Annotated in this window: 16 protein-coding genes and 1 pseudogene; 7 read left to right on the plus strand and 10 right to left on the minus strand. The window is 64.4% G+C overall.

Annotated features, from left to right (window positions below; all coding sequences use genetic code 11):
• Positions 1–111 precede the first annotated feature (111 nt).
• Positions 112–822, minus strand: a complete 711-nt coding sequence (locus JEY66_RS18770) for a hypothetical protein (protein WP_026192959.1) — start codon at positions 820–822, stop codon at positions 112–114.
• Between the two features lie 219 nt (positions 823–1,041).
• On the opposite strand from JEY66_RS18770, the gene JEY66_RS18775 reads away from it, so the two are divergent.
• Positions 1,042–1,371 (plus strand): DUF6949 family protein, encoded by a 330-nt coding sequence (locus tag JEY66_RS18775; protein ID WP_016840676.1) that lies wholly within the window; start codon positions 1,042–1,044, stop codon positions 1,369–1,371.
• 192 nt (positions 1,372–1,563) lie between these two features.
• A complete protein-coding gene (locus tag JEY66_RS18780; RefSeq protein WP_018272330.1) occupies positions 1,564–2,094 on the plus strand; it encodes a gamma carbonic anhydrase family protein in 531 nt (176 codons plus the stop codon).
• 4 nt (positions 2,095–2,098) lie between these two features.
• Here JEY66_RS18780 and JEY66_RS18785 read toward each other — a convergent pair whose 3' ends face one another.
• Positions 2,099–2,353 carry a hypothetical protein gene (locus tag JEY66_RS18785; protein WP_018272329.1) on the minus strand — a complete coding sequence of 85 codons (255 nt, stop codon included), beginning with the start codon at positions 2,351–2,353 and terminating at the stop codon, positions 2,099–2,101.
• An 87-nt stretch (positions 2,354–2,440) separates the two neighbouring features.
• On the opposite strand from JEY66_RS18785, the gene JEY66_RS18790 reads away from it, so the two are divergent.
• From JEY66_RS18790 to JEY66_RS45150, 3 genes are all read left to right on the plus strand, one after another.
• Positions 2,441–2,740 carry a hypothetical protein gene (locus JEY66_RS18790; RefSeq protein ID WP_026192958.1) on the plus strand — a complete coding sequence of 100 codons (300 nt, stop codon included), beginning with the start codon at positions 2,441–2,443 and terminating at the stop codon, positions 2,738–2,740.
• 155 nt (positions 2,741–2,895) lie between these two features.
• Positions 2,896–3,405 carry a hypothetical protein gene (locus JEY66_RS18795; RefSeq protein WP_026192957.1) on the plus strand — a complete coding sequence of 170 codons (510 nt, stop codon included), beginning with the start codon at positions 2,896–2,898 and terminating at the stop codon, positions 3,403–3,405.
• Positions 3,406–3,613: 208 nt separating this feature from the next.
• Entirely contained in the window at positions 3,614–3,748 is a 135-nt protein-coding gene (locus tag JEY66_RS45150; protein WP_018272327.1) for a hypothetical protein, read from the plus strand.
• A 435-nt stretch (positions 3,749–4,183) separates the two neighbouring features.
• Here the strand turns inward: JEY66_RS45150 and JEY66_RS18800 are convergent, their stop codons facing one another.
• The 8 genes and pseudogenes from JEY66_RS18800 to JEY66_RS18835 all read right to left on the minus strand — a co-directional run bounded on the left by JEY66_RS18800 (position 4,184) and on the right by JEY66_RS18835 (position 10,606).
• A complete protein-coding gene (locus JEY66_RS18800; RefSeq protein ID WP_018272326.1) occupies positions 4,184–4,675 on the minus strand; it encodes a hypothetical protein in 492 nt (163 codons plus the stop codon).
• Positions 4,676–4,864: 189 nt separating this feature from the next.
• A complete protein-coding gene (gene fabA / locus JEY66_RS18805) occupies positions 4,865–5,395 on the minus strand; it encodes a bifunctional 3-hydroxydecanoyl-ACP dehydratase/trans-2-decenoyl-ACP isomerase (protein WP_026192956.1) in 531 nt (176 codons plus the stop codon).
• 33 nt (positions 5,396–5,428) lie between these two features.
• Complete coding sequence (locus JEY66_RS18810; RefSeq protein WP_018272324.1) at positions 5,429–6,055, minus strand: TetR/AcrR family transcriptional regulator; 627 nt, start codon at positions 6,053–6,055, stop codon at positions 5,429–5,431.
• Between the two features lie 269 nt (positions 6,056–6,324).
• Positions 6,325–6,939, minus strand: a complete 615-nt coding sequence (locus JEY66_RS18815; RefSeq protein ID WP_026192955.1) for a transglutaminase-like cysteine peptidase — start codon at positions 6,937–6,939, stop codon at positions 6,325–6,327.
• A gap of 333 nt (positions 6,940–7,272) precedes the next feature.
• On the minus strand, positions 7,273–7,860 hold the full coding sequence (locus JEY66_RS18820) for a PilZ domain-containing protein (protein ID WP_080650377.1): 588 nt from the start codon (positions 7,858–7,860) through the stop codon (positions 7,273–7,275).
• The gene (locus JEY66_RS18825) at positions 7,857–9,200 is read right to left on the minus strand and encodes an IS1380-like element ISBdi2 family transposase (protein ID WP_018272321.1); all 1,344 of its coding nucleotides are present in this window, start codon (positions 9,198–9,200) and stop codon (positions 7,857–7,859) included. The genes JEY66_RS18820 and JEY66_RS18825 overlap by 4 nt, the downstream gene beginning before the upstream one ends.
• A gap of 423 nt (positions 9,201–9,623) precedes the next feature.
• Positions 9,624–9,860, minus strand: a pseudogene (locus JEY66_RS18830) (PilZ domain-containing protein); the annotation flags it as partial.
• A 200-nt stretch (positions 9,861–10,060) separates the two neighbouring features.
• Positions 10,061–10,606 carry a hypothetical protein gene (locus JEY66_RS18835; protein ID WP_018272319.1) on the minus strand — a complete coding sequence of 182 codons (546 nt, stop codon included), beginning with the start codon at positions 10,604–10,606 and terminating at the stop codon, positions 10,061–10,063.
• 220 nt (positions 10,607–10,826) lie between these two features.
• Here JEY66_RS18835 and JEY66_RS18840 point away from each other — a divergent pair, with 220 nt between their 5' ends.
• Both JEY66_RS18840 and JEY66_RS18845 read left to right on the plus strand, forming a co-directional pair.
• The gene (locus tag JEY66_RS18840; RefSeq protein WP_026192954.1) at positions 10,827–11,978 is read left to right on the plus strand and encodes a zinc-binding dehydrogenase; all 1,152 of its coding nucleotides are present in this window, start codon (positions 10,827–10,829) and stop codon (positions 11,976–11,978) included.
• Positions 11,979–12,096: 118 nt separating this feature from the next.
• Complete coding sequence (locus tag JEY66_RS18845; RefSeq protein ID WP_018272317.1) at positions 12,097–14,040, plus strand: patatin-like phospholipase family protein; 1,944 nt, start codon at positions 12,097–12,099, stop codon at positions 14,038–14,040.
• Positions 14,041–14,056 lie beyond the last annotated feature (16 nt).

Genomic DNA, 14,056 nt, shown 5'->3' on the forward strand with positions numbered 1-14,056 from the left:
TAGTCCAGCGAGGCGACAAACGCAACATGCGTCGACCGGTGCTGCCACGGAATGCCTCGCGGAGCCTGTCATCCGGCGGCGCCTTGCTTCGAACAGGTGGCGAAGAGGCGGCTATCCCTTCGCGCTGTGCATCTGCGCGGAGAGACGGTTCATCGCGGTGGCGATGTCGCGCCACTGCGCGAGCCAGCTGCGCGGAAAGCGGAAGGTCAGGTCGGCGCCGTCGATGCGCCGCTCGCTGAGGCACATGCCGGGCGTCGAGGTATCGCGCGTGCAGCGCGCGGTCAGCTGCGGCTCGCTCGCCGTGAACAGCTCCTCGCCGCCATAGGGCGTGCCGTCGCGGAACGCGCGCGCCGTCAGGCCGTCATCGGTGTTTGCGCGCTCGTCGAGATAGCGCGGATAGATCGTGCGCAGGCGCATGTCCGGCGCCAGTGAATCGTGGTGCGCCGCGATCGACACGAAGATCCTGTCGATCGGCTGCACCTTGTCCTCGACCGTATCGGCGCTGTAGTGCTTCGGCGCGGCAGGCGCGTCCAGCGACGGATAGAGGAAGCTCAAATCGACGCGCTCCTGCGGCCCGGAGTGGCGCTGGATCTTCATGCGCACGGCCATGGTCGGCACGTTGAACAGCGTGCCGCCGACGCTCACCGGCAGCCGCGACGGATCGCTCGGCGGGATGGTCGTGTAGGTCGGCCACAGCAGATAGGCGACGAGCGCAATCGCGCCGGCCGCGATGACGGCCGAGGCGATGATCGGAACGAGATGCGCGCGCGGGTTGCGGCGGGTGTCGCGGGCGAGATGCTGGGCGGTCGAGAGAAGCGTCATGAGCAGGGCATAGATCAGGTCGGGAGTGGCCGAATCATCTGCCGAATATGCCACGTGGCGGGGAATTTCCGTACGATTCCAATGGAATCCGGGACCGAATGGCCATGCGCAAACGTCGCGCCTGACCTGTCCGGTTAACCTTTCCTTAAGGATGATGTGGCGGCCGGCGGCCAATTCTGCGAAGCAGGGCAGGTGGCCTGTTGCGTAGCGGAAGTTCCGATGTCGCCCGATACCTTGAATTCCCTGTTCTCGCTCCTGATCGGTTTTGCGCTCGCGGGCGCACTGGCCAACGGCTACCAGGCGATGGCAGAGCGCCCGGCCGGTTTCGGCCTGCTGCAGGAGGGCGTGGCGCCGAAGACCTTCGCCGCAGTCCCGTTCCTCGTCTTCGCCGCACCGTTCATCATCATGCGCAACACGCTGCGCGGGGCACGCATCGAGCGCCGTCGCTTCGAATTCGTGATGATGGCAACCGTCATCTCCGGCTTCTGGAGCCTGATGTCGGGCACCTTCTTCGTGATGACGCTGCGCGCTGCGGGCGTGCTGGCCTGATCCGATCATGATCCGCGGCCGATCACGGTCGCGCTTGCTTGAAACCATGTCGGCCGTCGTGCCAAGGTCTCCTGCGATCAGAGCTTCGGTTCTGATTGAATCAGAAACCGAAGCTCTGGATTTTCGTTTCGACGCGTTTTCTTCACGCGAACCGGTGTCCACTTCGCTCGAAAACGCTCCAGGGAGACCTCAATGGCGATCTACGAACTCGACGGGCAGGCGCCCGATCTTCCCGCCGACGGCAGCTACTTCATCGCCGACAATGCCGTTGTGATCGGCAAGGTCCGCCTCAAGTCCGCCGCGAGCATCTGGTTCGGCGCCGTGCTGCGCGGCGACAATGAGTGGATCGAGATCGGCGAGGGCTCCAACGTCCAGGACAATTCCACCCTGCACGTCGATCCCGGCTTTCCCCTCAGCATCGGCAACAACGTCACCATCGGCCACAATGCGATCGTCCACGGCTGCACGCTGGAAGACGGCGTGCTGATCGGGATGGGATCGATCGTGATGAATGGCGCGCGGATCCGGCGCGGCAGCGTGGTCGGTGCCGGCTCCGTCATCACCGAAGGCAAGGAGTTTCCGGAAAATTCCCTGATCATCGGTGCGCCCGCGCGCGTGGTGCGTACGCTTGACGCGGCGCAGGCCGAAGCGCTGTCGCGGCCGGCGAAGTCCTACGCGATCAGGGGTCCGCAATACAAAGCGGGACTGAAGAAGATCGGCTGAGGCCTCAGCGCTTGCGGCCGCGCTTGCGCGCGGCGTTTGCTGCCGTGGTGCGAGGCTTCGCTGCGTCTTGCGGTCTCGTTGCCTCCTGAAGTCTTGCGCTCTTGCGCAGCGCATCCTTCAGGTCGATCGGAATGCCGTGCTTCTTGAGCAGGTCGGCGAAAGCCTCGTCGGCGAGCTCCTGCAAGGTCGCCATCCGGTCGCGCCCGAGCTGCTTCAGCTTGTCGAAAGTGTCGTCGTCAAACTCGATCAGCTTGCGCAAATTGCATTGCTCCCAAACTGTATTGCTCCAACGCCTGCGGGAACCGGCGTTTTGCGGACCCGTTGACGTCCGCAAGGGAGAATTGCCATGCGCAAACTATCTGTCACCACCGCGCTCGCGACAATCGCGATTGTGCTGGCGCCCGCGGTTACCGTCGCCCAAGGTACCGGGAGCGGCGGCCCTTCGTCAGCCAGCCCGACATCGCCGCAAGGGATGTCACCGCCCGGGACCAACAGCGCCGGGACCGCGCAATCCTCCGGCGGCTCCAATACCGGTAGAGGCGTTACCACCGGCTCGGCAACGACGACCGAGAGCGTCGACAAGGCCATCGCCGACGAGAACAAGGCGGTCGAGCGCCGTACGAAAGGCATCTGCCGCGGCTGCTAACTTCTGACGGCCGCGCTTCGATGAACGCGGGTCGCGCAGATGTGAGCGCGACATAGGCGCGCGGTAGAAGCCGCGGTCCTAGATTGGGTTAGCATGCGCAGAACGCGGCGGAGGAGGCTTGAAAGCAAAGCCTTTGAAAAAAGGAGTAACGGGTGATGTTGCGTAAAACGATGATTGCCTTGCTGGCGACGGCCTCGGTCGGTCTGTTCACCGTCGATGCTGCGTCGGCACGCGGTGGCTTCGGTGGCGGCGGCTTTCATGGTGGTGGCGGCTTCCGCGGCGGTGGCGGATTTGGCGGCTTCCACGGCGGCGGCGCCGCATTCCGGGCCATGGGCGGTGGCGGTGGCTTCCGGTCGGCTGCGATCGGCGGCGGTTGGGCCGGCCGCGGCTGGCACGGCGGAGGCTGGCGTGGTGGCGGCTGGAATGGCGGCTACTATCGGCGCGGCTGGGGCGGCTGGGGCTATCCGCTCGCGGCGGCAGCGGTCGGCTTCGGGCTGGGCTATGGCGCCTACGATTACTATGACGGCTACTACGGCAATCCATACTACGCGGGCTACGGCTATGACGATGGCTACGGCTATGGTTACGGCGGCTGTTACATCGTGCGCCGCGGCGTGATGACACCGTATGGCTGGCGCGTTCGGCCGGTGCAGGTTTGCAATTGAGCCATTCGCTCACGCATGGCCGGTCCATTCGGTCGCCATGCTGATGGTCTTGCAATGATCGGCGCGGCCGGCGTTTCGATGCCCGGCCGCCGCGCTGGGTCGCGCACTGGTATGCAGCTTGCAGCGCCTTGCAGCAGTCCGTGCGTGAGCGCGCCGCGAAAACCAATGGTCCGGCTGCGATTGAAGCCGGGCCCAGAGGACATCAGAGATGCTGACCATTCCTGACCTGACCTTGCTGCTCATGGTGGTTGTTGCGAGTCTTGCCGTTGCGCTGATCTTCATGCTCCGCGAGCTCGAGCCGAAGCTTGCACGGCTGCGACTGCGAGGTGGTCGCACCAAATAGGCCGCTGTGCCGGTCGCCGCGGCTTTTGCCGCGGTGGTGCTGCGCAGGCAGAGCCATCGGCTGAGCACGCCGTATTCCTTCAGCCGGTCTGCATCTTTCGCGCGGCGAGGGCCGCGTTCTTGGTGGGCGGTCCCGAGTGGGATTCAAGGGCCCAAAAAAACAAGGCCGTCGACGTAGTATACCGTCAACGACCTTGCCAGCCCCGGATATTGAAATCGGCTCACGCCATCCGGTCGTTCGAAGATGACTCGGATTCGAAAGCCGATATGTGAACCAGTTCACAAAGTCCGGATTAATTCACGGTAGCGGGCACTCCTGATCGGCCGCTGCAGCGGCCCGTGAGCCCGAACGTTCCCCGTTAGATGATGATCTTGCTCGGGATTTGGCGCGTTTTTATGGCTGGCCACCTCGCCGGGCGCCGGCCTTTCGGGGGCGTCAACCGCGCGACCTGTGGCGCTTCCGGTTGGCGCTGCGGGTCGCCTTTGAGCGCTTGCGCGGCGCGGGCTCGGCGGCCGGCTCGTTGGCCTGCGCGCTCGCCAGCGACTGGCGCAGACCTTCGACCTGTTCAGTCAGCGCGGCGACCTGGTCGGAGAGCCTCTTCGCATCGGCCGCCTGCAAGGCGGACTGCTTGCGCATGGTCTGCAGCTGGTCCTGCACCTCCTGCAACTGGTCGATGGATTCCTGCTGGGTCACCTCCATCCCCTTGGTCTTTTCCACCAGGGCCTCGGAGACCTGGGCGGTCCGCGCCTGCAACTGACGCGCGGCGACCATCCGGTCGGTCTCCGGCACGTTGCCGGTAAAGGCGCGCCACAGCGCAATCGAGCCGATCCCGAACAGCACGAGCACCAGTGCCACGGCGCCGATCGCGATCGGCTGCACGCCAATCAGGCTGCTGGCTTGTGAATTCCGGGGGGCAAGTTCGACCATGCGACCAACAACCGGATATCAATTGAAAGGTTCGAAATAGCACAAACCTCGGCGCGGGCAAAACCGGGGGGTGTGTAGACCACTGCGGCAGCAGGGAAATTTGTATCACATGTTAATCTTCGGCCGCGCTGCTCGGCCTGCTCGAGGCGCCGATCGGCCACTGGCCGACGCGAATCCAAGCTCCCGAATTCAGCCTCTGGGCGCGATCAGGCCGACCCTCATGTCCTTTGCCAGATAGACGCAGGCGCCGTCGGCGAGCACCCGGCCGTCGGCGATGCCCAGCACCAGCCGACCGCGCCGGGCCTGGCGTATGTCGACCTCATAGCGCACCACCCTGACGTCCGGCGTGATGTGCCCCCTGAACTTGACCTCGCCGACCCCGAGCGCGCGGCCCTTGCCCGGCGAGCCCGACCAGCCGAGCCAGAAGCCGACGATCTGCCACATGGCGTCGACGCCGAGGCAGCCGGGCATCACGGGGTCGTCGGCGAAGTGACAGGCGAAGAACCAGTGGTCCGGAGCAATCTCGAGCTCGCCGGCGACATGGCCCTTGCCGAAGGCGCCGCCGTCCAGGCTGATCTCGGTGATGCGGTCCATCATCAGCATCGGCGGTGCCGGCAGTTGCGCGTTGCCCGGGCCGAAATAGCCGCCTTCGCTCGAGCGCAGCAGATCCGGCTTGCTGTAGGACGATTGCGGAGCGTGAAAATCGTGCGGGTTGAACAAGATGGTCACCGATGTTCGGGTTCTGGCTGAAGCTTAGCTGCGGCTGCGCCGCGTGGCTCTTGGCCGCGCGGACAGGGGTTTGGCAGGCAAGCCCAACGCGGCGGCCATGAAGACCCAGATGTCGCCGGTCAGCCTTGCCGGATCAGGACGTCTTTCGCTCATGAGCGCCCCGATCAGCGCCTGGCGGATGCCGCCGATCATCAGCGCGATGGCGAGGTGAGGGTCGATGCCACCGGGCACGATCCCGTCGCGCTGGGCCGCCTCGAGCATGCGGGCGCCGGCTGCAAGCTGCCGGCCGGTGAAGGCGGTCTCGACATCGAGCACCTCGGGCGCGCGGCTGAGCGGTCCGATCACGAGGGGCGCAAACGGGTGATCGTAGTGAAAGGCGACATAGGCGCCGATCCGCGCCTTCTCCCGGTCCGCCCAGTCGGTGGCGGACAGCTTGGCACCGCCGAATGCCGCCGCATCAAGCTGTTCATAGAAGCCTTCGACCACGGCGGCGATCAGGCCGGCCTTCGATCCGAAGTGATGGTAGGCGAGCCCGACCGAGACCTGCGCCCGTCTCGCGACGGCCTGCATCTCGAGATGTCCGTGGCCCTCGATGAGTTCGGCCTGCGCTGCCGAGAGCAGCCGTTCCCGTGTCCCCAGGTTCGCGTCCATCGTGGGCTCATTGGCTGAATTGAATTCAATTCAATAATGACAATGCCAGGATGTCAAGCTGGGAGCTTATCGCCAGGCCACCAACAAGATCGTCGGCATCTCAGACGAGACCGCGGCGTTTCTCGAGCGGTTCTTCCAGGCGTCGATCGACGCCGCTCAAAAAGGTTGCGGCCAGCCTTTGGGGGAAGGCTGGCCGCGCGCGAACCGGTCTGGGACGGGGAGGGGTGGGGATGTGACCGGGTCGCGAACTCGAAAATCCTCAGGTCCGCTCAGCGCGAGCTTGCCGTTGCAACTGCGGGGCGGTTGTCGCCGAGCGAGACCCACACATTGGGATCGCCCTGCGACTGCCGCTTGACGAAGCGGTAGCCAGTGTCGGTCCAGGCGACGATGCTCTCGTTCTGGTTATCGAGCACGAACTCGCCCTTGTCGGTCTTCACCGTCAGCACCGCGTGGCCTTCGCCCTTCTTGTCGCGGACCACCGTGATCAGCAGCGCCTCGCGGGGCCAGCCGGCGTCCATCAGCATCTTGCGCTTCAGGAGCACGTAGTCCTCGCAGTCGCCATAACCGTCGGATGGCAACGACCATTTCTCGATCACGCCCCAATGATCCATGTCGGTCATCGGCTTGATGGACTCGTTGACCCACTTGTTGACCCGTACGAGGTCCCGCCAAGCGGTCTGCGACAACACGATGTCGCGTGGTTGCGTCGCGCCGCCGCGGCATTCGCCCGGATTGTCGGCACAGAATTCGACCCAGCCGATCGGCGAACGCGCAACGTCACCCAGGCTGGCGTAGACCACGTCGCCGGCCTTGGCCGACACGCACGTCGCAAACAGAATGGCGGCAACCGCCAAACCTTTCCCCTGTCCCCTGAACCCAAACATCGCGGCCCCCGTTCTTCTTGTTGGGACCACGTTTCGCACAAAGCTTTTGCGCCGCCGCTAAGTACGCAAAGTAGATTTGACGCGAATACTGGTAAAAGCTGCGGCGAATTCGAACTGTACTTGAATCGAATTCGCGTAAAATTTGAAACAACTGCAATTGATTCAAATTTTATGCATTAACCCGACAAGCGCTGCGCCAGAGCGGTTTGTTGCGTCAAGCGCTGCGGCCGTTAACCGCCGATTTTCACCGGGCCAAGCGCGCCGAAGGCGGCCACCGGTGCACCGGTGGCCGCCTTCGCGGGCCAAAACAGGGGTCTTGAGCGGTTTTTCGCTTTACCTCGCGGTAACGCTCTCTTCGAGCGTTTCCGCCGATTGCTCGTGAACGAACTCGAGCGCGAAGCCTTCCTCGAGATTTCGCACCACGCGGGCCTGCACCCGCCCGAGCATCACGAGCGATTTCAGCGGCGGGCGGTTCTCGGCGGCAATCGCAGCACCGGACAGGGAAAGATCGATGATGCGGCAGGTCATCCGCGTGCCGTCTTCCTGGGTCAGCAGGGCGATCGGGTTGCGCGGTACGATACGGTCGTGGCGGCGATCCTCGGGCAGATTGAGGATGTCGCGGTTGGCGAGCCAGGTCAGCTGCGCGGCGAGCTTGTCGCGCTTGCGCGCGGTGGCGCCGATCGTCATCGCAAAGCCGTTGTCGATGATGCGGGTGATGCGTCCTTCGACCCGGCCGATATGGTCGAGATAGCCCGTCCTATTCGTGAGAGTGCGTTTTTCTAGTCCGATTGATGTGGCCGCACATCTGCTCTGACGAGGCGCACAGGATTGCCTTCGGCTTTTCGCCGCCTGACGACCGGTACTTTGCAACGCGCTTGAGGGATGGGTTGGGCGAACGGGGGCGGACGCCCCGCCGGTCAAGGACCGAGCGGCAGCAGCGCGCCGGGCAAGCCGCAGATCAGGTCGGCTTCGGGACATGCCGCGGCAAACGCAAGGCGAATGCGGCTCGTGGTCTCGACGACACGGGCGGCGATTTTCAAGAGCCGAAGACGCAGCGTCGCGAACTCGGCAGCGGCCAATTCCCGGACTTTGGGAATGGCGTCGCGCACGGTCAGCATCAGCCAATAAGCGGCCGTATGGAGCACGAGACGGACCTGGTTGGCGAGCGCCGAACGGCAGCTGGTGCGGTCGGAGGCGAGCTGCGTCTTATGCAGCTTGATCAGATTCTCGGCTTGGCCGCGCGCGCAATACAGGCTGTCGTAGATCCACTCGGCCGAGCCGACATCGAGGCTGGTGACGACGAAGCGGATGTCGAGGCCGAGCATCGTCGCCTCAATACGGGCGACGGTGCGCCGTTCGCGATCCCAGGACTTTGCCTTGTGGCGCGTCTCGGTATAGCCACGCAGAACCGGCAGGTTCTCGATGGCGCGTCGGGTGCGGATGTCGTCGGCGACCTCGTCGACTTTTCTGGCGAGAGGCTTGGTGCCGGACAGACCGAAGATGTAGTCGATGCCGTTGGTCTCGCACCACGCCATTGCCTCCGGCCGGGCATAGTGCCCGTCGCCACGGAACGTAATTTGCGTGTTGTGCCATCGCGTCCGGATATGCCGTACCAGGCGGCGCAGATGGGCACGCACCTCGACGCCGCCCGGCGTCTTGCCGGGCCGCAGCACGACGGCCACGGGCCGGCTCTTCTCCGTGTCGTAGACGTGGATCGGCAGGAAGCAGCGTTCGTCATAATGAGCGTTGAACAGCGAGAGCTGCTGATGGCCGTGGACGACATCGCAGGTATCATCGATGTCGAGCGTGACGGATGCCGGCTCGCGCGGGTAGCTATCCATCCATGCGTCGACCAAAATGTAGGTCAGTCGGATCACGTCGCGCAGGCGCGGAGCATTCTCCAGCCGCGACAGCGTCGGTTGGGAACACAGATCGCGGCCCGTGTCCGGCAGCCGTCCGCAGGCCAGCTTGAATGCGGGATCGGACCGCAGATGATCGAGGTCGTCGGCGTCCTCGTAGCCGCAGCAGATCGCGAACATGCGCGCGCGGAACATATCGACAAGGCTGTGCACGACCCGCGTCGGATCGCGCCGATCCGGGAACACCCGGGCCAGATTGTTGGCCAAACCGAGACGCCGCTCGGCCATCGCCAGAAGCATCACGCCCCCGTTCGAGGTTAGGCGCCCACCATCGAAGGCAGCTGTGACTTTCTTGGCGTGAACGGCTGGAAACGAGAAGGGCGGAATCGTATCGTCGGTCATGGCGGGCGTGGCGTTCGCGGTTGGAGGTGATGGGGTTGGCTTCGCAACCGAATCCTACGCCGCATCAGCGCTTTACCCCTCAGACGCACTCTTACGAATAAGACGGGTTAAGTTGAAGAAAGATTGAGTGACTCCCGATCATTTCTGTGCCGAAACGTGGAGTCGCGGTCGTGCCGCGTCCAAAGAAACCGGCGCGAGCGGCCTATTAGACGCGGTAGGTGATCAGCCTCCGAAACGAGACTATCAAGCATGAAGAGATCGAGCGCGAGGCAGAGGTTTTATTTGTGTTGAATTCTTGCTTCTCGATAGTGGTCTGAAATCGTATCATCGGTCATGGCGGGCGTGGCGTTCGCGGTTGAGGTGATGGGGTTGGCTTCACAACCGAATCCTACGCCGCATCAGCGCTTTACACCACGCTCGCCAGCCTCTCAGGCGCCCTCTCGCGAATAAGACGGGATAGGCGATCACACGGTCGCCGACATTGCCGATGCCCGGCGCCAGCAAAGCGAGGCCGCCCGGCGACATGTTGATAATCTGGCAGGGAAACTCGCGCCGGTCGGGCAGCATGTAGCGGCCGAGCAGGTGCACCTTGACGCGCTGGAAGCGCCGCCGCTCCTCGGCTACGGGGACGACGGTAGTTTTCTTCTGTGCAAACGACATCACGACAAACCCGGCCACCGTCCATTCGGAGCCCCGACGACCCTAAGGCCGATAGGGTTAACGGGGCGTTACGGTTGAGGCGGGGAACCCGCACACGGTGCAAGAGAAGTGTGAGTGAAGATGCGCGGTTGCGGCCGGCGGCTTCAGCCGGGTTGGCGGCGCCCAGCGGATCCGGGGCGTGCGGAAGCGACGCGGAGAGGTTATTTGGTCTCGGCGTCCATTTCCGGTTCGACAGCGGTTTCCGGTTCGACTGCCGCCGCCGGTGGTTCAACAGCCACGGCTTTCAGCACCTTTCGTTTCGCCGCGCGGACCTCAATCTGCAGCGGCGGCTGATAGGACCCGCTTGGCGGCACGAAGACGAAGGCATGGTGTCCATCGCCCTTGTTGAGCTTGAGAAGATCGTTGCGGAATTCGTCGGCAACGACTTCGCCGACGAGGTCGCCGTTGAAGTAGATATCGATCGCAACCCTCTTGTCGGGGTGTTGATTGTAAAGGGCCCAGCCGGCAATCCTTTTCTCGTTGACGACGTCGACATGACCGGCGATCTCGCCATACAGACTCTCGATGCCGGCCTCGATCACCTCGAGGTCGCTCTTGTAGATCGACCTCGTCACATCGAAGCTGAAATTCGCGGTATCGACGCATTGGTCGAGCAAGCCCTGTCGATGCTCCTTCATGCGTTGCAGCGTGTCCAGTTCGCCCAACTTGACGTACATGCCGACGATACCTTCGATACCAGGATTCATGGTGTCGTTCCTCGCAATGCTACAAGCCAATTCGCCCTCGGCTGCTTTCACAATCGATGCCTCCTTGCGGAAAATACTCCGCCAGGACTAGAAGCGCCTCGTTCCGCCAAGGTCTGTCATGAAGACCTTCATGACAGGCCTTCATGACATCCCAATCGTCCTGACCTAAAGTCGGCTCGGCCGAACCCGGCCCAACGACAAGGACAGGGAGAGCGAACCGATGGAGCAGATCCGCGTCTGCACGCATGATGGACCTGGAGCCAAGCCGGTAATCCGGACAGTGCCATGGCCGGAAATCGGCAAAAAGGCGGCCTTGATCAAGGTGGGCGCCTGTGGCGTTTGCGGAACCGATCTGCACATCCTGAAGGGACATTGGCCGAAGCCGTTGCCGTGGCCGTTCACGCTCGGCCATGAGCTCGGCGGCGTGATCGTGGAATGCGGCGCGGAGTTCACCGAGGATTTCATGAGCAAGCCGCTGCAGGTGGGATCGAAGGTGATGATCCCGCCCTTGATGCCCTGCGGCCGCTGCTACTACTGCATCCATTATCCCGATAGCGCCAACAAGTGCCTGACGCCGGTCTATTACGGCCGCTATCTCGGCTTCGTCAAGGCGCCGCACATGTGGGGCGGCTGGGCCGAATATGTCTATGTCGATCTCGACATGCTGCCCGGCACCAAGATCTACAAATTGCCTGACGACATGTCGCTGCGGCTCGGCGCGCTCTCCGAGCCTCTGACCTCTTGCATCCGCGCCTTCAACCGCGCCACGCGCGCCGGCGGCGTCAGATGGGGCGACACGGTGGTGATCCAGGGCTCGGGGCCGATCGGCATCCTCGCGGTCGCCGCCGCGCAGGAAATGGGCGCAGGGCGCGTGATCTGCGTCGGCGCGCCGGAGACGCCGCGCCTTGCGCTGGCGCGCAAGTTCGGCGCCGAGGCGACCGTCGATATCGAGCAGCTCGAGACGCCGGAGCAGCGCATCAAGGCGGTGCGCGACATCGTCGGCGGTTTCGGCGCCGACCTCGTCATGGACTGCTCGGGCCATCCGACCGCCGGCCCCGAGGGCATCGAGATGCTGCGCGACGGCGGCACCTATGTCGAGATGGGGCAGTTCACCGATGCCGGCTCGATCAACACGTCATGGCACCGCATCTGCACCAAGGATCTCAACGTGCTCGGCTCCTGGGGCTTTACCGGCAACGACCTGCCGCTCGGCGTCGACATGCTCTACCGCACGCGCAACAAATATCCCTGGCTCGACATGCAGACGATCTATCCGTTCACCGAAGACGGCATCGTCCGCGCGGTTGCCGACGCAATGGCGATGAAGACGGTGAAGTCGACCATCGTGCCGTGGCCGGAACTGGTCGGGTGAAGCAGATGGCGGATGCTGCAAGTCCTGCTGCAGTGCTCCCAAGGATTTGTGACCAGGGTGCGGCGATTGGGCCCTGATATCGCTCGCCGGGACGACGGCCCGGCGCTAACATCGGAGCATGCATTCGAACCGTGTGCCGCCGAGCGCGACGTTTGCGTGGGGAAACGTGTCCGAGGACTTCGCGCTGTTCAGAACCCTCAGCGCGGAGCAGCGGCGGATTGCCTTTGGCGCAATGACCCGGCGCGACCTCGTGCGCGGCGAGCTGCTGGTCGAGCAGGGCGGCGCCTCCGACGCGCTGTTTCTGGTGCTGCACGGCGCGCTCGCGGTGTACCGGACCAGTCATCCCGAACCGATCGCGGAGCTTCGCGCCGGCGAGCTGGTCGGCGAGATCGGCTTCTTTGCCAATATCCCGCGCACGGCCAATGTGATTGCGATCCGCGATACCAGCGTGCTGGTGTTGACGCGCGCCGCCTATACGACGCTGGCGCGGGAAACGCCCGAGATCGTCGAGGCGCTGCTGGCTGCGCTCGCGCGGCGGTTTGCCACCGAGACCGCGCGTCTGTTGCCGCTCCGGGCGTCACCGAAGGCGCGCACCGTCGCGCTGATCTCGGGTGGACGCGAACCGGTGCCTGCCGCCTTTGAGCACAGGTTGCGCGAAGGCCTTGCCGCTGCGGGTGCCGAGATCGTCGACCTCGCGCGGGTCCAGGCGATGTTTCCCGGCCGCGCGCTGGACGCATCCGAAGTCGCCGACTGGCTCAACAGGATCGAGTACGACGCGCCGCTGGTGGCCTATTTCGGTGGTCCTGACGCGTCGGATTGGGCGCGGAAAACCATCCGCCAGGCCGACCTTGTCGTGTTCGCCTGCCGTGGCCATGCGCCCACGCCCGATCTGACGGAGATCGAGCGCTTCGCCTGCGGAGTGCATCCGGCGTCGACGCGGCGCCTCGTCCGGGTTCATGATGTCAGGCGCCACGAGGTCAGCGGCACCGCGGCGTGGCTGGCGCGGCTGCCCTGCTTCATGCACCATCATGTCGCGCTCGAGGACCAGCTCGACATCGACAGCCTTGTTCGCTTTCTGTGCGGTCGCGCCGTCGGATTTGTCGCCGGCGGCGGCGGCAGCCTCGGCACGGCGCATGTCGGCGTCTACAAGGCGTTTCGCGAGCGCGGCGCGATGTTCGATATCTTTGTCGGCACCAGCGTCGGCTCGGCGATGGCGGCGGGCTTTGCCAAGAACTACGACGCCGAGCATCTCGAGCGCGGCACGCATGAGATCTTCGTCTCCAGCCGCAGCTTTCGCCGCCCGACCTGGCCGCGCTACGCGCTGCTGGACCACAAGGCGTTCGATGCCGCGCTCGCCGATCAGTACGGCCACAATTGCCGGATCGAGGACTGCTGGCGGCCGTTCGCGGCGGTCGCGACCAATCTGTCGACGCACAATCTCGAATTGATCCGCACCGGTCTGCTGTGGCAGGCGGTGCGGGCGTCGAGCGCCATCCCCGGTCTGCTGCCGCCGTTCTATACAAGGGACGGCTCGATGCTGGTTGACGGATGCCTCGTCGACAACGTTCCGCTGGCGCAGATGCACCAGATGAAGAGCGGACCGAATCTGGTGGTCCATTTCGGCGACCCGGCAACCGAGATGTTCGACGTCGACTATGCCGCGCTGCCGGGCCGGCTTGAGCTGCTTGCGTCGCTGCTGACGCCGTTCCGCAAGAAATTGCTCCCGGCCGCGCCGAGCGCCGTCAACGTGCTGTGGCGAAGCCTCGTTGCGCATCAGCGCTATGATACGTTGCCGACCACGCCGCTCGACATGGTGATGCGTCCGCCGACGCCCGACGGCATCGACGTCACCGATTTCGACCGCCATCAGGAAATCTTCGAGTCCTCGTACCGCTGGGCCCGCGAGACCATTGCTGCCTCGGAGGCGGCGCATCATCCGGCCATTGCGGCCATCGTCGCGTCGGCCAACGGAGCGGACAGGGCAACGGAGATGGTTGCTGACAGGGGCGCGGATCGCGCGACAGCGACCGCGCCGGTTTCCCAACAGGCCCGTGTCGGTTGACTGGCTTGCAGGCGCC

The sequence above is a fragment of the Bradyrhizobium elkanii USDA 76 genome (genome assembly GCF_023278185.1).
Classification (GTDB): domain Bacteria; phylum Pseudomonadota; class Alphaproteobacteria; order Rhizobiales; family Xanthobacteraceae; genus Bradyrhizobium; species Bradyrhizobium elkanii.